This is a genomic window from Crateriforma spongiae (assembly GCF_012290005.1).
Classification (GTDB): domain Bacteria; phylum Planctomycetota; class Planctomycetia; order Pirellulales; family Pirellulaceae; genus Crateriforma; species Crateriforma spongiae.
Map to the genome: position 1 here is coordinate 757,838 of NZ_JAAXMS010000001.1, position 21,410 is coordinate 779,247.

At 59.2% G+C, this 21,410-nt stretch carries 16 protein-coding genes; 8 read left to right on the top strand and 8 right to left on the bottom strand.

Annotation, left to right across the window (positions count from 1 at the left end; translation table 11 throughout):
- Positions 1 to 79: 79 nt before the first annotated feature.
- The gene (gene lysS, locus HFP54_RS02815) at positions 80 to 1,663 is read right to left on the bottom strand and encodes a lysine--tRNA ligase (RefSeq protein WP_168563971.1); all 1,584 of its coding nucleotides are present in this window, start codon (positions 1,661 to 1,663) and stop codon (positions 80 to 82) included.
- Positions 1,664 to 1,891: 228 nt separating this feature from the next.
- Between lysS and HFP54_RS02820 the strand changes: the two genes are divergently transcribed.
- Entirely contained in the window at positions 1,892 to 2,560 is a 669-nt protein-coding gene (locus HFP54_RS02820; RefSeq protein ID WP_168563972.1) for a calcium-binding protein, read from the top strand.
- Between the two features lie 32 nt (positions 2,561 to 2,592).
- Here HFP54_RS02820 and HFP54_RS02825 read toward each other — a convergent pair whose 3' ends face one another.
- The 6 genes from HFP54_RS02825 to HFP54_RS02850 form a co-directional block, all read right to left on the bottom strand.
- Complete coding sequence (locus HFP54_RS02825; RefSeq protein ID WP_168563973.1) at positions 2,593 to 3,723, bottom strand: acyl-CoA dehydrogenase family protein; 1,131 nt, start codon at positions 3,721 to 3,723, stop codon at positions 2,593 to 2,595.
- Positions 3,720 to 5,138, bottom strand: a complete 1,419-nt coding sequence (locus HFP54_RS02830) for an EF-hand domain-containing protein (RefSeq protein WP_168563974.1) — start codon at positions 5,136 to 5,138, stop codon at positions 3,720 to 3,722. The genes HFP54_RS02825 and HFP54_RS02830 overlap by 4 nt, the downstream gene beginning before the upstream one ends.
- Before the next feature lie 265 nt (positions 5,139 to 5,403).
- Entirely contained in the window at positions 5,404 to 6,780 is a 1,377-nt protein-coding gene (locus tag HFP54_RS02835) for a mandelate racemase/muconate lactonizing enzyme family protein (protein WP_235951204.1), read from the bottom strand.
- 47 nt (positions 6,781 to 6,827) lie between these two features.
- Entirely contained in the window at positions 6,828 to 7,460 is a 633-nt protein-coding gene (locus HFP54_RS02840; RefSeq protein WP_145300925.1) for a response regulator, read from the bottom strand.
- Between the two features lie 439 nt (positions 7,461 to 7,899).
- Positions 7,900 to 10,134, bottom strand: coding sequence for a hypothetical protein (locus tag HFP54_RS02845; protein ID WP_168563976.1), 2,235 nt, complete (start codon positions 10,132 to 10,134; stop codon positions 7,900 to 7,902).
- A 156-nt stretch (positions 10,135 to 10,290) separates the two neighbouring features.
- Positions 10,291 to 10,881, bottom strand: a complete 591-nt coding sequence (locus HFP54_RS02850) for a DJ-1/PfpI family protein (RefSeq protein WP_168563977.1) — start codon at positions 10,879 to 10,881, stop codon at positions 10,291 to 10,293.
- A gap of 336 nt (positions 10,882 to 11,217) precedes the next feature.
- Here HFP54_RS02850 and HFP54_RS02855 point away from each other — a divergent pair, with 336 nt between their 5' ends.
- The 7 genes from HFP54_RS02855 to HFP54_RS02885 all read left to right on the top strand — a co-directional run bounded on the left by HFP54_RS02855 (position 11,218) and on the right by HFP54_RS02885 (position 20,076).
- On the top strand, positions 11,218 to 12,846 hold the full coding sequence (locus HFP54_RS02855) for a BamB-related PQQ repeat family beta-propellar protein (protein ID WP_168563978.1): 1,629 nt from the start codon (positions 11,218 to 11,220) through the stop codon (positions 12,844 to 12,846).
- 110 nt (positions 12,847 to 12,956) lie between these two features.
- Positions 12,957 to 13,973 carry an ion transporter gene (locus HFP54_RS02860; RefSeq protein ID WP_235951205.1) on the top strand — a complete coding sequence of 339 codons (1,017 nt, stop codon included), beginning with the start codon at positions 12,957 to 12,959 and terminating at the stop codon, positions 13,971 to 13,973.
- Positions 13,974 to 14,085: 112 nt separating this feature from the next.
- The gene (locus tag HFP54_RS02865) at positions 14,086 to 17,067 is read left to right on the top strand and encodes an anaerobic glycerol-3-phosphate dehydrogenase subunit C (RefSeq protein WP_168563979.1); all 2,982 of its coding nucleotides are present in this window, start codon (positions 14,086 to 14,088) and stop codon (positions 17,065 to 17,067) included.
- Positions 17,064 to 17,309: a MoaD/ThiS family protein gene (locus HFP54_RS02870; protein WP_146412375.1), complete on the top strand. Its 246-nt coding sequence runs from the start codon at positions 17,064 to 17,066 to the stop codon at positions 17,307 to 17,309. The genes HFP54_RS02865 and HFP54_RS02870 overlap by 4 nt, the downstream gene beginning before the upstream one ends.
- 5 nt (positions 17,310 to 17,314) lie before the next feature.
- Positions 17,315 to 17,806, top strand: coding sequence for a molybdenum cofactor biosynthesis protein MoaE (locus HFP54_RS02875; RefSeq protein WP_168563980.1), 492 nt, complete (start codon positions 17,315 to 17,317; stop codon positions 17,804 to 17,806).
- A 7-nt stretch (positions 17,807 to 17,813) separates the two neighbouring features.
- Positions 17,814 to 18,983 (top strand): aminotransferase class V-fold PLP-dependent enzyme, encoded by a 1,170-nt coding sequence (locus HFP54_RS02880; RefSeq protein WP_168563981.1) that lies wholly within the window; start codon positions 17,814 to 17,816, stop codon positions 18,981 to 18,983.
- A 142-nt stretch (positions 18,984 to 19,125) separates the two neighbouring features.
- Positions 19,126 to 20,076, top strand: a complete 951-nt coding sequence (locus HFP54_RS02885) for a cytochrome c (RefSeq protein WP_168563982.1) — start codon at positions 19,126 to 19,128, stop codon at positions 20,074 to 20,076.
- Between the two features lie 88 nt (positions 20,077 to 20,164).
- Here the strand turns inward: HFP54_RS02885 and HFP54_RS02890 are convergent, their stop codons facing one another.
- On the bottom strand, positions 20,165 to 21,382 hold the full coding sequence (locus tag HFP54_RS02890) for a type II secretion system F family protein (RefSeq protein ID WP_146412383.1): 1,218 nt from the start codon (positions 21,380 to 21,382) through the stop codon (positions 20,165 to 20,167).
- Positions 21,383 to 21,410 lie beyond the last annotated feature (28 nt).

Consider the following 21,410-nt stretch of genomic DNA (forward strand, 5'->3'; position numbering starts at 1 on the left):
AAAAACGGCTCGCTCGAAGGTGATTCGGGCGAGCCGTTTTGCGTCACGGTTTGTCGTGCTTAATGCTGCCTGTTTGACATCATGAATCCTTTTCCGGACGCAGCACGGGGAACAGAATCACGTCGCGGATCGACCGCTTGTTGGTCAGCAGCATGACCAGACGATCGATGCCGACGCCCAGTCCGCCTGCCGGCGGCATCGCGTAACGAAGCGCCCGGATAAAGTCATGGTCCATCTTGGCCATGCTATCTTCGTCGTCTTGACCTTGCAATTGCGTTTCGAACAACGCTTGTTGCAGGTCCGGGTCGTTCAGTTCGGTGTACGCGTTGGCCAGTTCCATTCCATTGATAAACAATTCAAAGCGTTCGGCGATCTCCGGTTGATCCGCTTTGCGTTTGGTCAACGGGCAAATGCTGGCGGGATAGTCGATCACAAAGATCGGACCTTGCAGCGTATCTTCCACCTTCTCTTCGAAGATCTCGTTGCGGACGACGTCCGGATGTTTGCCTTCGGTTTCTAAACCCAGTTTCTTGGCCAGTTCGATGACCGCGGATTCGTCCGCCGGATCGACATTGGTGGCCTTGGCGAACAGTTCGGCATAAGTGGCACGTTGAAACGGTGGCGTGAAATCGATGTCCACGTCGCCAAACGGCCGGACGTAACCGCCACCGATCGCGTCGATCGCATCGACGATCAACCGTTCGGTCAGGTCCATCATCGTCCCGTAATCGCCGTAGGCTTGATACGCCTCCAGCATTGTGAATTCCGGGTTGTGCCGCGGGCTAATGCCTTCGTTGCGGTACACGCGTCCGAGTTCGTAAACACGTTCCATGCCGCCGACCATCAAACGCTTGAGATGCAATTCGAGCGCGATCCGCATGTACAACGGCATGTCCAGTGCGTTGTGATGCGTGGTGAAAGGTCGTGCCGCCGCACCACCGGCGACCGCGTGAAGTGTGGGCCCTTCGACTTCGCAAAACTGTTGATCGTCCAGCGTTCGGCGAATCGACTGGATGATCTTGGTGCGGGCCATGAAGGTTTCCATGACGCCATCGTTGAACGCCATGTCGGCGTAACGCATTCGCTGTTTCAGATCCGGATCGGTCAATCCCGCGTGTTTTTCCGGCGGGACTTCCAGCATCTTGGTGTGGAAGAACAGCTTTTCGGCGAACACGGTCAGTTCGCCTGTGTTCGTGCGTCCCAGTCGTCCTTCGGCGCCCACCAGGTCGCCCAAGTCAAACAGTTTGGCGAGTTCAAAATCGTCGCCGACTTGCTTCTTGCCGATGAAGATCTGGAGGCTGCCGGTCCAGTCTTTGATGTTCAGAAAGATCAGTTTGCCGGTCGGTCGCGCAAACTGAATGCGTCCGGCGACACGAACCTTTGGGCCAATTTCTTCGCCCGGGCCGTGATCGGTTTTCCATTGTCGATAGTCCACCGAGTCATCATTGAAATCGGGCAGATCAATCGTTTCGCCTTCCGCGGTCCGGAATTTGACCTGATCGCTCATCGCATGACAGTCGCCGATCCAGGTTCGGTCGTCGAAACGGCCGCCGAACGGATCGATCCCCATGTCCGTCAATTTTTGTAGTTTCGACCGACGTGCCACACGTGGGTCGGTGAAATCATCGCCGTTGTCGGGGTCGGAAGCCGCTGTTTGATTCATCGCTGACGAAGGTTGTGGGGAACGAGTGCCAAATGTCTCAGACTGTGAATTTTGGCGGCTGACGTCGACTTCTGGTAGGTGACGGCACCGCTTCGTCGACTGTCGGTGTTTTTTGCCCGTTGCATCGGCGTGACTTCCACGCTGGGTAGATCAGAAACAACCACGCCGGCAACCGAGCAGATCGCGTTTCGGCGTCTAACTGAACCCTGTCCGCATGGGAGAAACCCGATGAAACGTCTGTTCGCTGTACTGTGTTTGTGTGCTCTGGCTTGGACCAACGCACCGGCCCAGTCGATCGTTTACGACGAAGTCAACCAAATCGTCACGGTGACCGGCACCGATCTGGACGACGAGTGCAAGATCTCGATCGACGGAGATGAATTCAAAATCAAGTTGACCTACGCCGAACCGGACGACTGGAACCACACCGACAACATCAAACAAGAGTTCGAGTTCGACGAATTGGTCTTGGTCATCTTCTTCGGGCTGCGAGGGGACGACGTCTGCTTCTTTGACGACGTCGAGGAATTTGTGGACGAGGGAGCCGACCACTTGGTCAGCGTCCAGTACGGCGGCGAGGGCGAAGACATGCTGTTCGGCGGTCCCGCCAGCGATTATTTGGACGGCGGCGACGACAACGTTGTTGATGTGTTATTCGGTGGTGGTTCCAACGACACGTTTGTTCGCTATTACATCAACAAGAAAGTCGATGCCGATCACGGGACGCTGGAATCGGCAATGCAGAAACCCAAGTTCAGTGCGAAAAAGAGCTTCATGCGTAATGTCGAGCCCGAGCCGGAGGTCAAGGTGATCAAGATGCCGCTGGTCGACAAAGTTGTGGACTTCAATGAAGCGGAATCGGACTTTATCCATTGGCAACTTGCCCAGCCGGAATAGTCCGGGCGGCAACCGACGCCACGGAAAGGACATCAGCCGGCGGTGTCGCCCGACACCCCGGCAAGATTGTAAAGATGGTTTTGGGCGATTGGTTGGGGACAGCTCCAAACCAAAAAAAAGAGAGCTTCGCGGCACCAGCGTCCCACCGGATGGCCTTCGACAAAACCCGCACCCTTGGCCGCGGTCATCGCGGCTTGGGTGCAACGCATGACCAAGTCGTTCGCCCGGCCTCGGATGGCCATCGGATCGCTGGGGATTTTAGTTTCCGGCTGCAGATGTTGGTCTTCGCCCGGCGGGTTGGCGGCCGCCAGCAGATTGTCCAGTTGTGCATCGCATTCACGTTGCAGCTGATCCGCAATCGGTGCCAGGTCGGGTCGTGCGACGGATTCATCGGCCAAGAAATCGATGGCCGCCGCCGCCAGTCCCAAAGCCAGTGCGGATGTTTGCAGCCCGCCGGTTCCCCCGCCCGACCCGGTCTTCATGACGTCTTCGACCGGACCGGCGACGATCATCGATGGTGAAACGACGACGTCATCGAGGCGGACCATGTCGGTGCAGCTTGCCGATAATGCGATCATCGAAACTCCTGGGCCGCAGTGGACGCCTGGCAGGTCGGTGGGCACCGCCACCAAGGCCTCTCGGCCGTCATCCAGCTTCGCACCTAAAACGATCACTTCGGCGTGAGCGGCACCGGTCACCCATGGTGCGACGCCGGAAAGAATCAATCCACCTTCATCGGTTTGGCGGGCCGACAGAATGGGACGGTCCAAGTGGCGTCGGCTTGTGGTCAGATGGCTGATCCCGACGGTTCCGAAGCGATCACCCGACAGCAAGGCTTCCAGGTGCTGGGCACGAACCGCCGCGTTCTCGCTGCCCGCAATGCGACGGCAGGCACCGGCGTACTGGGTCAGGACGAACGTCGTTGTCAGATCGGCCTGAGCCAGTCGCAGGTAAGCCAACAACTGACGGTCCGGCGGCCAATCAACACCGCCATGGTCGGACGAAAGTGTCCATCTTAAGGCACCGGACGCGGCGCACTGGTGAATCGGGCCGCCGGGCCAGTGTTCCGGAGCGTTCCATAGGGAAGCTTGGGCAGCCAAGTCATCACATAGCGAACCAAATTCGGGGTCGCTTAGACGTGTGATGACCGGCGGAGATGTCATTGGGCGCGTCGACGTGCCATGGATTCGGCGTATTCACGAATCGAAACGCGACCGTCGCGGTCGGTGTCCGCACCGGTCGGCTTCATCAGCATCTTCTCATATTCCGATGGCACCAACACCCCGTCACCGTTGGCGTCGTATCGCTTCACAATGCGTTCGGCATAGGCCATGTCACGGTCGCTGACCTCCACATCGCCCGCTGTCGCGGTGGCGGTAGACGACGAACTGGATGATGAACTTGCGATCGACGATGGGGCGGGTGATCCGCCGTCGGAACTGACCGGGCCGCGTTCGACACCGATCCTGGCTTCATCACTCGTGATGGTTCCGTCGCCGTTTCGGTCCCAACCGTTGAATTCTTTGACCACGGCGTCGGTCCATTCATTGGTGTATTCCGACATCAGCACCTGACCGTCCTTGTCGCCATCGCGGTCGATGAACCAGCCCGGCAATCCGTCGGTGCCATCCCCGGCGATGATTCGATACGACTTTCGACCGTCATAACGATCCACCGGTTCGGAATCGTCTCGATCATCAGAGCGACGACGATCACTATCGCGTCTTCGCTGATCGTCTTCGCGGGCTTCGCGACGTCTGGCGTAGCGAACGGCCAATTCATCCAAGCTAAGCTTGCCGTCCTTGTTTCGGTCAAACGCCATGGGATCGCCGGAAAAGCGTTCCATTTCATTGCTGCTAAGAAAGCCGTCTTTGTTGCGGTCGTATCGCTGCATCCGTTCGGTCGCTTCGCGTCGATCCGCGTCGCTGACCGGGACGGCCATCATTTCCGCGTTGGGTCCGAAGCCCAAAATGGGATCGAATTCGACCACGGCGTCGAATCCAGGCACCAACAATTCGACCTCCATTGCATCGTTGGCGGGATCGCTTCGCGAATCACGACGGTCACGCGAATCACCGCCGCCCCCACGCATCTTTTCAAAGGCACTGGTGACCTTGGAAAGTGGAATGGGGGATCCGGGACGAATGCTGGAGTCTTCGCGTTGCAACCGACCGATCAGGAATTGGGCAGGACCCTGTTGTTCGTCGGGATCCAAGACGCCGTTTCCGTTGCGATCCAACCGGCTCAGAAAATCACTCGGTCCGCCGCCGCCGCGACTGCCTCGATCACCGCCGCCGCGACTGCCTCGATCGCCACCGCGGTCCCCAAAACCACCGCCGGGAGGTCCACCGCCGCGTCCACCGAACCCGCCGCGGTCACCAAAGCCGCCACCGGGAGGTCCACCGCCGCGTCCACCGAACCCGCCGCGGTCACCAAAGCCGCCACCGGGAGGTCCACCACCGCGTCCGCCAAAATCGCCCCGGTCACCGCCACGTCCGCCAAAGGGCGGCTGGGCGCAAAGCGTCGTTGCCAGAATCATCGGGGCGGTCAACGCCGCCAGAATTCGGAATGTGTTCATACCATTGAAACCACTTGCATGCGTCAATGTTTCGGTCGGGCACCCTGATGCTGCGGTCTTGATCGCCTGGCAAACCGACCTTCGGCACACACATCTGAACAACATTCTAGATGGCGCCGGAGAAATTGGAAAAAACTCCACACCAAATTGGATCGGCGTTCACGCGGCGATCGGATGGTGTCCGCATGTGGGCAGATGACGATGGCCGCTGGCTCTATGCGCCCAATCGACGCACCATGCCGGGCCGCCGGCAAATCGCAAACATTCAGGCCTTGTCGGAATCCCACGCGGGGTCGTCACCGTATCCCAGTCCGTTCCCCGCCAGTTTTGCGGTGGGCACTCGCCCGTCACGGATTTCGAAGAATTCGCCGAATCCTTCCATCCACCGCTGGTTTCCCTGCGGGCAATATTGGCGACCGTTGCTTTCGATCGCCGTCACGCCCGGAATGTGTGCCGCCAGAGACGCAGAATGCAACAGCGATGCGCCAACGCAAGTCAGGTCTTGGACGCACAGATAAAGGCCTTCGCGAACGGCCACCGCGCCCAACAGGATCGCTTCGCAGTGGCCCTTGCAGGCCTTCAACGCGATCCCCGAATAACCCTGGTCCATCGCCGTCCGCAGACTGTGTAGATCCACCAATGATTCGTCGATCACGACCGGCAGGCTTTCTGCGACACGGTGCATCGTGATCGCCGGTCGCCGCGTTAAATCGCGGTGCGTCGGCTGTTCGATATAGCCCACGCATTTCAACGCGTCGGGGGCCTCCTGTTGCAGCAGGTCCAGCATCCGCAAGACGTAATTTTCGTCACGGCAGCGTTCGTTGAAGTCCAACGAGAACGACCAGCCGTCGCCCAGATCAGGACGTGTTTGCGTGGCCACTGCATGAACGCGAGCGACACGGTCGGCGTCCCACTGCAGATCGTCACCGTCCAGTTTGATCTTCAGGTGCGTCAGCCCGTTTCGCTGAATCCATTGCCCCAGCGTCTCGGGCAACCCATCGCCCACGGGCGTGTCGACGTCAGCGTTGGTCAACGGGTCCAGCGCACCAACGAGGTGGTACAGCGGCAACTGATCCACCGGCTGGGGGCGGATCAGTTCGTCAAGGAACACATTGCGGTAATCGTCACCCAGAAAACGTGACAGATCCCCGGGAAGATGGTCCCGGCCCAGCAAAGCGTAACTGCTTTGCCCGTTGGACTTGCCATGAGCATCGAATATCGCCGCCTCGATGGGCGAAGCGGCCAGCAATATCGCCAATTCTGGGATCGTTTCGCCCAGTCCGCGTTCCATATAGATCTGGTCCGCGATGGCGGATCGCTGTTCGGCCAACTGGTGGCAGATGTCCAGCGGGTGGCCCGCCAAGGCCGAATCGTTGAACAATTCGACCAGACGTTCCATCAACTCCAGAACGATTTCTAGCTTCTGGTCTGCCGTCAGATCGGGGTCGGGCCAAGCCCAGGCGACCCCCATCGTCATCGAACCGAAACCCGTTGCACTGCCGATCGACGTTTCCGCCTGGCAATCGACCGAAGCCACGGTCACGTCATTCACCACCCGGCCGCCGAATTTCATCGGCGTACGGTAATCGTACCTCTCGGTACGCATTGACAGCCGAAACGACCGCAACGCCGTTTCAGGCATTCCCAAATCCGGCATTGTGGAATGCCCTAATCAAAGTGGTGGATCGATCAGACCAAGTTTTTGCGAACGGCCCAAACCGCGGCTTGCGTACGGTCGGAAACGCCGATCTTTCGCAGGATGTGCTGGACGTGTTCCTTGACCGTTTCGTAGCTGATTCCCAGCATCTTTGCGATTTCCTTGTTGGTCAGGCCGAGAGCCATTTGACGCAGGACTTCGCTTTCGCGTTGGGTCAACGGAACTTCGATGTCTTGGCTCATTCGCGGCGTTGCCAGCGCGCCGGTGACGCGTCGCAGTTCTTCGCGGGTCCAAGCCGATTCGCCGGCCAAAGCCATTTGCAGGGCTTCGATCAGGCGGTCGTTCGATGCCGACTTCAGCACGTATCCGGCGGCACCCAATGCCACGGCGCGAGCGATGTAGGTCGGGTTGTCATAAGCGCTGAACAACATGATCGGCAGATCCGGGTGGTCCAGCTTCAAACGGCCCAAGGCGTTAAGCCCATCGCCGCCGTCCATCCGGATGTCCAACAGGACCGCGTCCGGGTTCAATTTTTCAACCGCTGCTAGCCCCTCAGCAGCCGACGCCGCTTCACCAACGATCTGAATGTCGGTGTCTTGCAGCGCAACTTTCAGCCCCATGCGGACGATCTCGTGATCGTCGACGATTAATAGGTTCTTGGTCATTCTCTGACTCCTCTTTCATTTTGATGGGTGACACTCTCACCCCGACATTGGCGGACACTGCATGTTGCGTGCCACCAATAGGGAGGCTTAAGTTCCCCACCAGTCACGGCCACGTGATACCCCTCACACACCTCACCAAGCCATCACCGACGCTTTTCGGACACCCCAAATTTGGAATTGTCCGTGGCACATCACGGTGGCAGGTGAATCACTTTCCTCCAGTGAGGGATCGGATGATCCCCGCGTCGGGTCCCTTAGGATGACGCGGAAACGAGCCGAAAAACAGCACTGAAAAAAAGTCCCCTTTCAAGGGGTAATACAGTTTACGCGAGTAGGGTAGTGCGAGGCTGATAATTGAAGGGCAAAATCCATTAGTAAGTGTAATTATGGTGGGATTCATCCATCTGTGGAACCCCGCCTTGCCCCTTGAATTGGTCTGTCAGTCTGACGGTAGTCCCGCGCCGGTGGATCGTTTTGCGATCACCATCTCGCGAAACTGCTGTCGCAGCCCCTTCAACCAGAAGACCAAGTAAACGTTACCAACGATTGATAGCAAGAGGAACGTGGTGAAGAAAGGTTGCGCCGCGATCAATTTCTTTGCCCGTGGATCGACCTCTTCCACCTTTGACGGTTGTACGTTGGAGGTTCGGTCGCTGGGGCTGGGGGATTGGCCGGCGGCCACACGTGGCGGCAATGCCGAGTCATTCGCGGTCGGTCGGTCACGAGCCAAGCCAGTGCCCGCGTCATTCCGAGACGACGAAAGCCGGTCTCGGTAAGAAGCGTCAGCATCGAAGCGGCTGTCACCACGGTCCAATTGAGCGTATCGATCGCCACGATAAGAGTCCGATATCGAATCGGAATTGTCACGACGGGGGATCCGGCGATCGTCCGAATATCGGGAATCCGAGAAGCGGCTGTCGCGATAGCGATCGTCCAAACGCGGATCGCCGTCGCGGGGATCCAAGCCACGCGATCGACTGTCGGCATATCGCGGATCGGCATCATCACCGAAGCGGTCGGTCGGATAGTCACGATCACGGGCATACCTGGAATCGGCATACCTGCCATCTGCGTCACGCGGGTCGCCGGAGCGTCGACGTGGATCGGTGGTCGTTGCATACGGGTCGCTGGATTGATAGCGATCTTTCGCCGGGTCGGATCCCGGAAATACGGGCGGTGGCAAGATGTCGGTTGGTGAACCGCCATTCGCGTTGGTGCCGGGTCTGGATGCGTTGCCGCCTTGGGCGAACAAGGGATTGTCGTAGCTGGGGACGCGTCCAGCCGGTGCGCCGGTCGATGACGGTGCGCCCGTGGAAACGCCGGTCGCGGGCGTTGCATTTCCGGCGCTGGCCAATCGAGGCGTCACGTATTCCAAAGCGACTTGTTGGTTGGACACCGCTTGGTACTGGGCGTTGATGGGATAGCCCTGCGGATTGACGGGCAACGCGTTCTTGTAGAGATGACCGCCCTGCAAGCGAAACTTTTCGAACGTCTCCGGGGTCCATCCGTGGTTCATGTTCCACTGGATGTCGGTTGGATTCATTCGGTTCCACGTCGCCGAAATTGTGTCCGTGCGATAGGGATTGGGGGCCTCGGTGGCCGTGGTTCCTGGCGCGCCGGTACCAGGGGGATTGCTGTTCGGGTTGGAGCCGGCGCCGTAGCCGGTCTGCGAAGACGGAGGTTTGGGGCCCAGGTAAGGTTCCGTGCTGCGGTAGGTGTAGGCGTCGGCACTGGAATTGGCGGCCGTGTTGCGATAGCCGTTGATGTTCAAGTTATCCGGCACTTGACCAAACGACGAAGCGGAACCGGTCGGCGATGCGGCGCCGGTTCCAGGACCGGTCGATGTGGTTGACGGGGCAGGCGGCAGAACGGGAGTCGTGTTGGAAACCTGCTGAGTCGTTTCTGGGCCGCCTGTTCCGGGGTAACCGGTCGTATTGAAGCCGTTTGACGGTTGGGTGCTGGGTTGCGAGGGACCCGAGGACGTTGGGTTGTTGCGTGGCGTCGTGCCGTCGGGCAGCCAATAGTTATTCGGTCCGGTGGACGGGGCCGTGCTGGGACCGCCGGCGCGGGGCTGGGCCGTTGCGGCGCGACTGGGTGACGGTGGTGGAACCACACCGGAACGCGGGTCGGCGGCCGTATTGGCGTTGTTCGCTTGGCTGTTGGCGGAGGTTCCAGGGAAATTGAAGCCGCCGAACTGTGGATCGGGCTTCATCACCCGAGTCGTCGGATGATCAGACGATTCGGCGGAATCAGATGATGCGAGGTGATCCGTTTGCCCTGAAGCCTTGGAAAGGTTTTCGGATTGGCGATTGCCTGTGCCGAATGCATTGTCCGAAATCGTGGGCGCGGGCATCGCGTCCAGGTCGTCGCAATCGACGACGGTGGGAATCACGGGGCCTTCGCAAACCACACCAAAACCGCCGGCCGGTTTTCGGACGACGACTTCTGGGGTGTCCCGCGGCAGCGGATCATCTCCGACTCGGATCACGACTTTCGTGACACGACCGTGCAATTCCGCCGGCAAGGTACTGGTGATCTCGCCGGCCCGACGCACGTCATCCCACTTGTCCGGTTCGACCTGGATGATGTATTGCGTGTCGCCGTTTTCGTCGCTGCACCAGCCGCTATCCATGCCCAATGCGGCGACCAACAGTAGCACCGGGACTCCGCCCATGGTGAATTCCTTATTCGACCGTCCGTGATTGCCGCGGGGCCGGATCCAGGCCGATCATTAGGCTGATGATCTGTCCACGCGGGAGTTTCACCGCCAATGTTAGCGGCCAGGCCGGTTGGGGGTAAAGACAAGTTTCCCGCGCCGGCGGTTGACCACCTATTTTCCCGAATTTTCCAGCAGCGTCACGAATTCACGCATCCAGGCAGGGTGTGCCGGCCAGGCCGGTGCGGTGACCAGATTGCCTTGAACATGGGCCGAATCCATGGTCGGGGCCGGATCGACGTATTGGCCGCCGCCGACAGTGACTTCCGCCGCCACCGCGGGATAGCAGCTGCACTGACGCCCCTGCAGCACGCCGGCGGCTGACAGAATCTGTGGTCCGTGACAGATCGCGGCGACGGGCTTGTCCGTGTCGAAGAAGTGGCGAACCAGTTCCAACACCCGATCGATCATCCGCAGGTATTCCGGTGCCCTGCCGCCCGGGATTACCAACGCGTCGAAGTCCGCCGGGTCGATCGACGCGAAATCACCGGTGATGGCGAAGCGGTGTCCCGGTTTTTCGCTGTACGTTTGGTGACCTTCGAAATCGTGGATCGCGGTGACCACGAAATCGCCCGCCTTTTTGTCCGGGCAAACGGTCACGACGTCCTGCCCCAGCGTTTGCAAAATCTGCAGCGGCACCATCGCTTCATAGTCTTCCACAAAGTCGCCGACGATCATCAGGATGCGGTGGGGGGCCAGGTTCATGATCTGAATAATCCGTACAAGTCGTGCCAGGGGTGCGGTCGTGACGGTCGGTCGCTCCGCGTGACTCGCCGCCGGGGGGCTTTGATTCGCGACGGGCGACTAAGGCAGTTAGACTACGATCTGGTCAGTCGTCGTCAACGCGTGGCGGAACCGGTTTCGCCATGTGTCGTTCGGCCCGTGTTGTGCGGCCATGGTCGATCCCGTCACGATCGTCTTTCCGCGATTCAACCGGCCAAAGTCTTTTCCATCCCCTTCTTGCCCTTCGTGGATGATCTCGTGCAGTCGATTCCTGCGTTCGGTCCGTCGTTTTGCGTGTCCGCCCCGACCCGCCTTGCCATGCCTTTGCAACGCGGCTTGCTGGTCCTGGCCGGATGGTCGGTTCTGGCGGCGGTTGCCGGTTCATCGGCGTCCGCTGACAACTTGATGCCGCCCGACACGGCGTCGTCTTATGGCTTGGTTCAAGTCTACCAACACCAACTGAGCGTGGCGTTGGGCGTGGATTCGGTCGTCGACCAGAAGCTACACGTCAGCCGAACGGATACTCGTCAGTACGTCGAACTCGTTCAAGTCGACGGCGATGAAGCAACGCCGGCCGGTGATGAAGCCGTAGCGGATGATGGTGGGGCTGCGGCGGACGGCGAAGCGACGGATGATGCCGGCAAGCCATCGGGCAAAGTGGTCGCCCGCTTTGCTACCGACCAGACCAACTTCAGCAATCATTTGACGGGGATCGAAGAGGCGACCCGACAGGCCAAGAATCAACAACGGCGTTTGCGCCGCTTCGGAATCGAAACCGAATTGCGAACCGTTGACGTGCCTCTGGTCCGACTGATCACGTTGACCGATCGCGGTCAGTTGGAAGTCTTGGACGCGGAGTCGGGGCAAACCCTGTGGCGGGAAGACGTCGGCGACCCCGGACGCCAGTACTATTCGATCGGTTGCAGCGACAAGTATGTCGCCGTGGTCAACGGATCTCAGTTGTTCGTGTTGTCCATCGAAAACGGTGCCTTGGTCAAGCAAGCCGAATTGGAGCGGCCACCGTTGTTCGGTCCCGCTATCGCGGGTGAATTGGCAATCGTGCCGGGGTTGTTGGGATCGATCGAAGGCGTTTACGTGACTGACGTTAAACGTGATGATTTTGTGTTGATGGCCAGCGGACCACCTGCGGCACCGATGACCGGAGCGGTCGAGACGGACAAGATTGCGATTCCCACTGAAACGGGATTCGTGTTTGTGGTTCACACCGACGGAAGACCAGGTGCTGATTTTCGGCTGGCCACTTCTGGCAAAGTCGTCGCTCCGCTTGCCGTGGGCACGGGCGAACGGTTCTTCTTTGCGACGACTGCCGGCCAAGTCTACGGCATGCAGGCGACCAAGAACGGGCGCGTGCTTTGGACCGTCCCGCTGGGTGAACCTGTCAACGAACAAGTCTTGTTGGATGGCGACCGCGTGTTCGTCTGCACCGCCTATGGAAACGTTTTCGCACTTGATGCGTCATCGGGCGAATTGCTGTGGGATGCTCCGGCGCCAGGTGCCCGAGAGATCTTGGGCGTTACCGCCGGCCACGTTTACGCCCTTCGCAACGCGGGCGGCACCAGCGTGATCGATGCCAACAACGGCAAGGTCGTTCGCAATCTGTATGGGCTTCAGCCCGCGGGCGCGGTCCACAACAGCCTGACCGATCGGCTTTATCTGGTTTCGCGTCGTGGCACGCTTCAGTGTCTGCGTCCGGAAATCAGCGAGTTGCCGGAATTGAAACAGATGCCGCCGGTTGAAACGAAGCCGGAAGAATCGGAAACCGCCGAATCGGAATCCGAAAGCGAAACGGCTGAGACGCCCGTCACCGGTAATCCGTTCGGTGGGGCGGTGGACGATGATCCGTTCGGCGGTATGGGCGAAGATCCCTTCGGCGATGCCGGCGGCGACAACCCGTTCGGCGGCTTCGACGACGACAATCCGTTCTAACGCGTTGGCGTTTCACTGGAACGAAAGCGGTTCGGGGGTGTCGTGTCCGTCGGCGCCTCGGGATCCATCCATGCTAACGCTCCGCGGACTCCTGCGCTACAATTCCGGCCATGAAACAGGACGGGAACGAAGAAGCCGCTTCGCAATCACGGCCCTCTGACACCGCCGACACGCCGCAGCGAGGCGATGCTTCGTCCGGAATGTCGGCGACGCGACAACGATCGCCACGTGCAAACGCGGCGTCCGATCGGTTGGCGCGTTCCCAGCGGCCACAAAATCCTGGCGTGCGTCAAACGCTGTACGACGTGATCTTCGAAGCCGACACGCCATTGGGACGGTGGTTCGACATTGCTTTGTTGTTGGCCATTTTGGCCAGCATCACCTTGGTCGCCTGGGAAACGGTTCCCGGATTCCGTAACAACCCCGACACCAAGCCCTGGTTCATTACCGGCGAATTGATTCTGACCGGGCTGTTCACGATCGAATACGGCTTGCGTCTGTACTGTGCCCGGCGACCTTGGCGGTACGCATTTAGTTTCTGGGGCATCATTGACCTGCTAAGCATTTTGCCGACCTACGTTGCGCTAATTCCGTCGACCGTGAATTCTCGATCGTTCGTGATCTTGCGCAGCATTCGCTTGTTGCGTGTGTTTCGTGTCTTGAAGTTATGGCGGATGATGAGCGAGGCGGACGACCTGTCCGCGGCAATTTGGCGGGCACGTGAAAAGATCATCGTTTTTCTGGTCGTCGTTTTGGTGGCGGTGACCATCAGCGGCACGTTGATGTATTTCGTCGAGACCGAATTGTGGGAAGAAGCCGGCGCGACGGCGGATCAACAGAGCGATTTCACATCGATCCCCCAAGCGATGTATTGGGCGATCGTAACGATGACCACCGTGGGCTACGGGGATGTGGTGCCACACACCGCACCTGGCAAAGTCATCTCCGCCGCGTTGATTTTGTTGGGATACAGTTTGATCATCGTGCCGACCGGTTTCGTCAGCGCCGAACTGACATCGTCAAAGCAGGTGGAACGGGAATATCATCCCTGTCATCGCTGTGGTGCCGACCGGCATCGTTTGGAAGCCAGTTTCTGTTACCGCTGCGGCGCGGCCTTGCAACAGTGACCCCGCCGGATGCCAAGGTCGGATTCGTTTCGTATTTTCCACATCCGGCACAACACGCCCGACCACATGGCGGTCCTTGACGCCAAGCATTCGGTGCGATCGAAATAGACGCATGGACATCGAACAGCAACGTGTGCAAGACGATCTACGCGGCGTGATCGCGGGCGATGTGTTGTGTGATCCGCTCAGCACGCAACTGTACGCATCGGATGCCAGTATTTATCAGGTGCGACCGTTGGGCGTGATCTGCCCCGCCGGCGTCGCCGACGTTTTGGCCACGGTTCGTTATGCCTGTGAACACGACATTCCGTTGCATCCACGCGGGGCCGGCAGCGGAGTCGCCGGCGAATCGCTGGGACGCGGGTTGATTTTGGATTTTTCCAGACACATGCGTCGCGTTACCGCATCGACCGATGCGGAAACAATCACCGTGCAAAGTGGCGCAGTCCTGGCGGATGTGAATCGTGCCATTCAAAACACCGGTCGCATGTTCGGCCCCGATCCGGCCACCCGCAGTGTGACCACGATGGGCAGCGTCGTGGCGACCAACGCATCGGGCAGCCACTACCTACGCAGTGGCGCCGCACGTGACACTGTCGAATCGGTGCGAGTGGTCACGATGGACGGCGAACTGGTCGAATTAAAACCACGCAAACCGTCCAGCGATGACTTGGCCGGCAAGTATGCGTTGGGCCTGAACGAAATTCGCCATCGCTTTGCCGATTTGATTCAGCAATCCACCCAGTCGCCGCCCTCGCGTGGCGGCTATCGTCTGGACGATGTCTTTGCCGACGACGGGACCGTTCACTTGGGACGGTTTTTCGCCGGCACCCAGGGGACGCTGGCAATCATGGTCGACGCGACGATGCGGACCGAAGCAACGCCTAAGCACCGCGGTGTTGCGTTGTTGTTCTTTCATCGTGTCGATTCGGCGGCACGCATGGCGGTCACTGCGCTGGATCATGGACCGGTCGCTTGTGACTTGATGGACCGGCGGTTGCTGCAAATCGCACGCGAAACCGAACCCGGGTTTGCCGACCTGTTGCCGATCGAAGCCGAAGCAATGCTGTTGATCGAGGTCCAAGGGGACGTGGAGGCGGAACTGGAAGACCGACTGCGGTTGATCTATCGAAACTTGTCCACCGGACACGACGGCGCTTTTGGATTCACCTGCACCACCGACGAAGTCGAACGCAATCGTTACTGGTCACTTTGCCGACGTGTCGTGCCACGCCAGTATCGCGTCCGCAGTTCCGAAGCCCCACTGGCTTTCATGGAAGATTTGGCCGTGCCGGTCGGTCGATTGCCTGCGGTGCTGACCGAAATCCAGGACGCCTTGAAACGTCACCACACGACCGCCACGGTGTTCGCCCATGCCGGACACGGCCAACTACACATTCGACCATTTTTGAACTTGGCCAACCCGGATGACCGTGACAGGTTGATGCGTCTGAGTGAAGAAACGGCGGAGGTCGTTTGGAAGCACGGCGGCGCGATCAGTGTCGAACATGCCGCGGGGCTCAGCCGGTCTTATCTGATGCCCAAACAGTACGGTGAACTGTGGCAGGCGATGGGCCAAATCAAACGCCTGTTCGATCCGCTGCATCGCTTGCATCCGGGAAAATACTTCGGCGCGATTCTGCAAAAGCCCAACGAGAATCTTCGCCCCGCCGACCAAACCATCGAAATCACGTTTGATGGTCGAACGGTTTTGCAGGCCGATACGGGATCGTCGGGACGTTCCTTGGAAGGGGAACCGTCGATCCCGCAACTGGAAGTCATCCAGCATTGGCCGGGCAATGCCACCATCAGTCAGGTCACCCGTGCCTGCAACGGATGCGGGCGATGCCGAACCAATTCACCGGCCGAACGGCAATGCCCGGTGTACCGGGCGTCGTTGAAGGAATCCGCAACGCCACGCGCCAAGGCCAACCTGTTACGGGGCGTGATCAGTGGCCAATTGCCGGTGGATTGTCTGACCGATGATGCGGCCAAGGCGGTCGCCGATTCGTGTTTCAATTGCCACCAGTGCCGTGTGGACTGCCCCGCGTCGGTGAACATCCCCAAGATCGTCGGCGAATTGAAGTCCCAGTACGTCGCAACCAACGGCTTGCCGCTGTCGGATTTGATGATGGGACGAATCGACACCGTCGCCGCGATTGCATCACGGTTGCCTTGGTTGTCCAACCAGTTGCGACGCAGCGTTCTGTTTCGTTGGGTGGCCGAACGTATGTTGGGACTGGCCGCGGCGCGTCCCCTGCCGCCGGTGCAAAGCGAAACTTTCTTGCGATTGGCGTCCAAGCGGCGATGGAACAAGGCCACGCCCAGCGGCGGTTTGAAAGTCGTCTACTTTGTCGATCACTATGCCAACTATCACGACCCAGACATCGGTCGCGCGCTGGCCGAAATCCTACAACAAAACCGCATCGGCTTGTTCGTGCCGACGTCGCAGGTCACCAGTGGGATGCCAAGGATCACAAGCGGTGATTTGAAGGGTGCGCGCAAGATCGCGCGTCGCAATGTCCGGATGTTGGCTGAACATGTTCGCCAAGGTTACACCGTTGTTGCCACCGAACCGGCCGCCGCCCTGTGCTTGAAATACGAGTATCCGAATCTGTTGGACGACGAAGACGCCCACTTGGTTGCCAAGCATTCCTACGAGGCTTGTTCGTATCTGTGGGAATTGCACCAAGGCAATCGTTTGTCGACCGAGTTCAACGACGTGCCGTTGCACGTGGCCTATCATCAACCCTGTCATTTGCGTGTGTTGGATCCGGATTGCACGACACCTAAATTGCTGTCGGTGATTCCCGGTGTCAACGTCCGTCACATCGAAGCGGGCTGTACCGGTATGGCGGGAACGTGGGGCCTGCAACGCAAAAATTATCGGAACAGTCTGCGGATCGGTTGGCCATTGATCAGCGCCATGCGTTTGGCCGATCGCAGCGTGGCAACGACCGAATGCAGTTCCTGCAAAATGCAAATCGAACACGGGTCGGGACGTGAAACCGTGCACCCGCTGAAGTTGTTGGCTCATGCCTACGGCCGCATGCCGAAGATCGCGGAACACTTGGAACAGGCCGAAGACCAGTGACCATCACCGTTCGTTTCTACGCCGGAATTCGCCAAAAGTGCGGGCTGGATCAGGCGGAGTTTGTATTGCCCGAGGGCGCCTCGGCGACCGATCTGTTTTCGGCCGTTGCCCAGCGTTGGCCCGACACCGCCCCGCTGATTTCGTCCAGTCGATTGGCGGTCGATGACCAGTACGTCAACAGCGATCATCGCTTTACCGGCGACACGGTTTGCGACTTGATCCCACCGGTTAGCGGAGGATAAGGTCGATGGTCGATCACCCGAGTTGGTCACAATCACACTGCGATTCCAGCGGTACTGAAATCCATGTTGCCCTAACCGATGATCCGATTGCAACGGAAAAATGGATGAACCGTTTAGGCGGTCCCGATGTCGGGGCGCATGCATGGTTCATCGGCGTGACTCGCGGGCAAACCAAGGCGTCGGACCAGAACGACGATGACAAGACGACGCTGACGTTGTTTTATCAAGCTCAACGCACGATGGCGGTGGCGGAAATGCGGCGTCTGGCTCTGGCCGCGGTTGACCAGTTTGGTTTGCAGGGTTTCGTATTGGTTCATCGTTTGGGAGAAGTCCCCGTCGGCCAAGCCAGCGTGTTGCTGGGATGTTGCAGCCCGCATCGCCGTGGATCGCTGGATGCCCTGCCCTGGGTGATGGACCAGCTGAAAAAAACGGTTCCCATTTGGAAGCAAGAACACTACATCGATGGGGTGACCGAGTGGGTTCACCCCGAAAGCTGAGAATGTATTGACGGACAGCGAGCGGTTGTATTTGGATCACGCGGCGACGTCCTGGCCCAAGCCGGCCGGCGTGATGCAGGCGGTTGCCGATTTTGCGTTGAACTGTGGCGCCAGCGCCGGCCGTGGCGCGTATGCATCGGCGCAAACGGCCGGCATGATTTTGGCAAGGGTACGCCGTGACCTCGGGCGTCTGATCAATGCACCTTCGCCCGACGACATCAGTCTGCACGCCAGCGGTACTTTGGCGCTGAACGCTGCAATCGCCGGCGTGCTGCGGCCCGGCGATCATGTGGTGGCGACCGCGACCGAACACAACAGCGTTTTACGGCCGTTGCATCATTTTTGCACGCATCGTGACGTCGATTGGACCGTTGTGAAATGCGATGCCGCGGGTCGCATCGGTGCGTCGTCGATCATCGATGCGGTGGAGCCGCGGACTCGGCTGGTCGTCGTCAGTCACGTCAGCAACGTGACCGGCGCCGTGCAGGACATCAGTACGGTCGCTGATTCGCTTTCCGGGCGTGACGCATTGTTTCTGGTTGACGCGGCACAGTCGTTGGGCTGGGTTCCGGTGGATGTCCAGGTCGGCATTGATTTGTTGGCCGCCCCCTGTCACAAGGCCCTCGGTGGCCCAGCCGGAACTGCGATGTTGTACTGTGCACCCGCGGTTCAAGCTCAGTTGAACGCGACGGTCTTTGGCGGGACCGGTTCCTATTCGGAATCGTTGGAAATGCCGACACTGTACCCGGATCGGATGGAAGCCGGCAGCGTGAACGTGCCCGCGTTCGCGGGAGTGGCCCACGCGGTTAGCCGATTGCGAAGCGACCACGAAAACAAGTTGATGAACGCATCGTCGATCGGCCGCCAGTTGTCCGAACGACTTCATGCGGGGCTTCACTGTTTGCCGGGGGTCACCGTGCTGGGAACCCCGAGCCCGGTTCCCGTTGTCAGCTTTGCCATTGACGGTATGCCGCCCGCCGATGCGGCGGCCGTCCTGGATGCCGAGTTTCAAATTGAAGTTCGCGCTGGCTATCACTGCGCCGCACTGATTCACTCGCATCTTCCCACCGGCGACCTGGGAACCGTTCGCGTCAGTGCCGGGCACGAAACCACCACCGACCAGATCGACCGGTTCCTGCAAGCGGTGGAGGCAATCGCTGGTTCAATGCAGTCGTAGCGGCAAGATCGGCCGTTCGAAACCTTCAACTTCTCCGTCTTAATCTATGATGAATGTGAAGCGGGGGGCCGGCGATCCATGGAATTTGCCATAACGCCGGCCATGAACCGCAATCAATCCATCACCAGGTGAATGTGTTTTGATGCTTACGATTCGATTCCGACGTCCGATGCGTCGCCCGCTTGCTTGGCTGATGGTCCCGGCAATTTTGGGTGGCGGAATCGTCGTGTCCGCACCGCCGCCGGATTTTGATCCTGATGAAGTTCGCAGCGTGTTCTTTGAATCGCTGGATGATGCGATCCGCGGCCAGCGGCCGAAGTTGGGCGAAATGGGAACCGGGCCATCAATCGCAAAGTCCACGGCAACCGATCGGTCAGCCGACTCGGGCAACGACGACGGCAAGTCGGTTTGGAATGTGGGTGCCGACGCGGTGTCTTTGGAAGACGAAATTAAACGTGTGCGGTTACGGTTCGAACAAGGGATCACCACCCCCGGTGCGTTTCGCAGCGGTGGGTATCAAGACGCTCGGTTGGATTTGACCGTGCTAGCAACATGGTTCGCCGTGATCAACGAATTCGAAGGCGATGTTCGCTGGAAAGACGACGCCGCCGTCGCACGCGACGTGTTGGCCCGCACCGCTCGCAACACCCAAAGCGGGACGATCCAGGTGTACAACGAAGTCAAAAAACGTGCGGCGGATCTGCAGGATTTGGTTTCAGGATCAGGTTTGGCCGCCGCCAAAGCCGACCCGGACAACGATTGGGCCACCATCGCGGATCGAGTCCCTTTGATGACGTACGCCGAACAATTGCTGGACGATCTTTCCGACGCCACATCGGATGTGGCGACGGCCAAAGAAGAAGCCGAACTGGTGTCTCGCAACGCCGATCTGATTGCGTTGCTGGGCGTTGTCTTGACGCGCGAGGGCTTGGACGAAGCCGATGACCCCGACTACGTCGAATTAGCCGACGCGATGACGGATGCGGCGCGATCGGTCAAACAGGCGATTCGGCAAGATCGATTGAGCGACCTTCGATCCGCGGTCGGCGAAATCAGCAAGACCTGTGCGAATTGCCACGAGCAATATCGCTGAATCGGTTTCGCCAAATCGCCGAACTTGGGTTCGCACGCGGCTGATCTTGACTCGTTCCGTCGCTCGGGTGCAAAGGTCTGTGTTTCACCTAGATGGACGTGCTGCTCTTGAGCACCGGAACCAGAAGCGCCAACACGACGGCCAGAACCAAAATCGCCATGATCAGCAGCATCAGCGGTTCCAACAGACGGACGAACAAGTCCAGGCGTCGGAAGGTGCGTTTTTCCAGCGAATCAGCGATCTCGGGCAACACCGTGTCCAGCGAATTGCTTTCTTCGCCCACGCTGATCATTTCCACGACGGCGATTGGGAAATAGCCGCTGCTGCGCAGTGGTTTGGCCAGACTTTCACCGCTGCGGATGTTCTCGGTCGCATCGGCGATCGACTTGCTAAGCAGCCGGTTGCCGGTCGCAGATCGGCTGATTTCCAGCGAACGCAGGATGGGGACCCCGTTGCCAAGCAAGGTTCCCAGCACACGGCAAAACCGCGCGACGGCCAGGTTCATCAGGATACCGCCCAGCACGGGAATCTTCAGCTTGACCTTGTCGGCCATGTCCTTGCCGGAATCCGTGTTCAATTTCAATTTGATCAACACGCCGACGATCACCAACGCCACCAGGATGACCCAACCGTAGTCTCGCAATAGATTGCTGAACGCCAACAGACCTTCGGTCATCGCCGGCATTTCACCTTTTTCACGTAAGCGGGCGAACAGTTGATCGAATTTGGGGACAAAGAAGACCAGCAGTGACGTGACGACAACCGTGCCGACGCAGAACAAGAAAACGGGATACGCCATCGCACTGACGGTTCGCCCTTTCAGGTCTTCCTGCAGTTCGGTGAACGTCCCCACGCGGTCCAGAGCGTCCTCCAAAAAACCGCCTTCGGTTCCGGCGCGGACCATGTTGACCGCCATGTCGCTGAACGCCTTCGGGTGGCGCGCCATCGCATTACCGATCGGTTCCCCGTCTTCGACTCGGTTGCGGATGTCCTTCAGGATTTCGCCCAGCGCCGGCGTCGATGATTGATCGGCCAGCACATTCAGTGCGCGAATCATGGGGACGCCACTACGCAGCAGCGACGCCAGTTGCCCATAGAAGGTCGCCATCGTCTGGCCTTTGACCTTCTTGTTGGATCCGACCGTCAACGATGTCAGTGCACCACCGGCCTTGGCGTCCTTGATGCTGACGGGGAACAATGATTTTTCGGCCAGGATGGAACTGGCTTCACGTTCATTGCCGGCTTCCACTTCACCGGTGATCGATTTTCCCGACATGTCACGGGCGGTGTAGGCAAACGTCGGCATCGCGAACAGTCAGGGTGTTGGGAAAGGA

Coding starts and splice junctions, on each gene's coding strand:
- lysS (WP_168563971.1), bottom strand. CDS start 1,663: ATGAATCAAACAGCGGCTTCCGACCCCGACAACGGCGATGATTTCACC.
- HFP54_RS02820 (WP_168563972.1), top strand. CDS start 1,892: ATGAAACGTCTGTTCGCTGTACTGTGTTTGTGTGCTCTGGCTTGGACC.
- HFP54_RS02825 (WP_168563973.1), bottom strand. CDS start 3,723: ATGACATCTCCGCCGGTCATCACACGTCTAAGCGACCCCGAATTTGGT.
- HFP54_RS02830 (WP_168563974.1), bottom strand. CDS start 5,138: ATGAACACATTCCGAATTCTGGCGGCGTTGACCGCCCCGATGATTCTG.
- HFP54_RS02835 (WP_235951204.1), bottom strand. CDS start 6,780: ATGCCTGAAACGGCGTTGCGGTCGTTTCGGCTGTCAATGCGTACCGAG.
- HFP54_RS02840 (WP_145300925.1), bottom strand. CDS start 7,460: ATGACCAAGAACCTATTAATCGTCGACGATCACGAGATCGTCCGCATG.
- HFP54_RS02845 (WP_168563976.1), bottom strand. CDS start 10,134: ATGGGCGGAGTCCCGGTGCTACTGTTGGTCGCCGCATTGGGCATGGAT.
- HFP54_RS02850 (WP_168563977.1), bottom strand. CDS start 10,881: ATGAACCTGGCCCCCCACCGCATCCTGATGATCGTCGGCGACTTTGTG.
- HFP54_RS02855 (WP_168563978.1), top strand. CDS start 11,218: ATGCCTTTGCAACGCGGCTTGCTGGTCCTGGCCGGATGGTCGGTTCTG.
- HFP54_RS02860 (WP_235951205.1), top strand. CDS start 12,957: ATGAAACAGGACGGGAACGAAGAAGCCGCTTCGCAATCACGGCCCTCT.
- HFP54_RS02865 (WP_168563979.1), top strand. CDS start 14,086: ATGGACATCGAACAGCAACGTGTGCAAGACGATCTACGCGGCGTGATC.
- HFP54_RS02875 (WP_168563980.1), top strand. CDS start 17,315: ATGGTCGATCACCCGAGTTGGTCACAATCACACTGCGATTCCAGCGGT.
- HFP54_RS02885 (WP_168563982.1), top strand. CDS start 19,126: ATGCTTACGATTCGATTCCGACGTCCGATGCGTCGCCCGCTTGCTTGG.
- HFP54_RS02890 (WP_146412383.1), bottom strand. CDS start 21,382: ATGCCGACGTTTGCCTACACCGCCCGTGACATGTCGGGAAAATCGATC.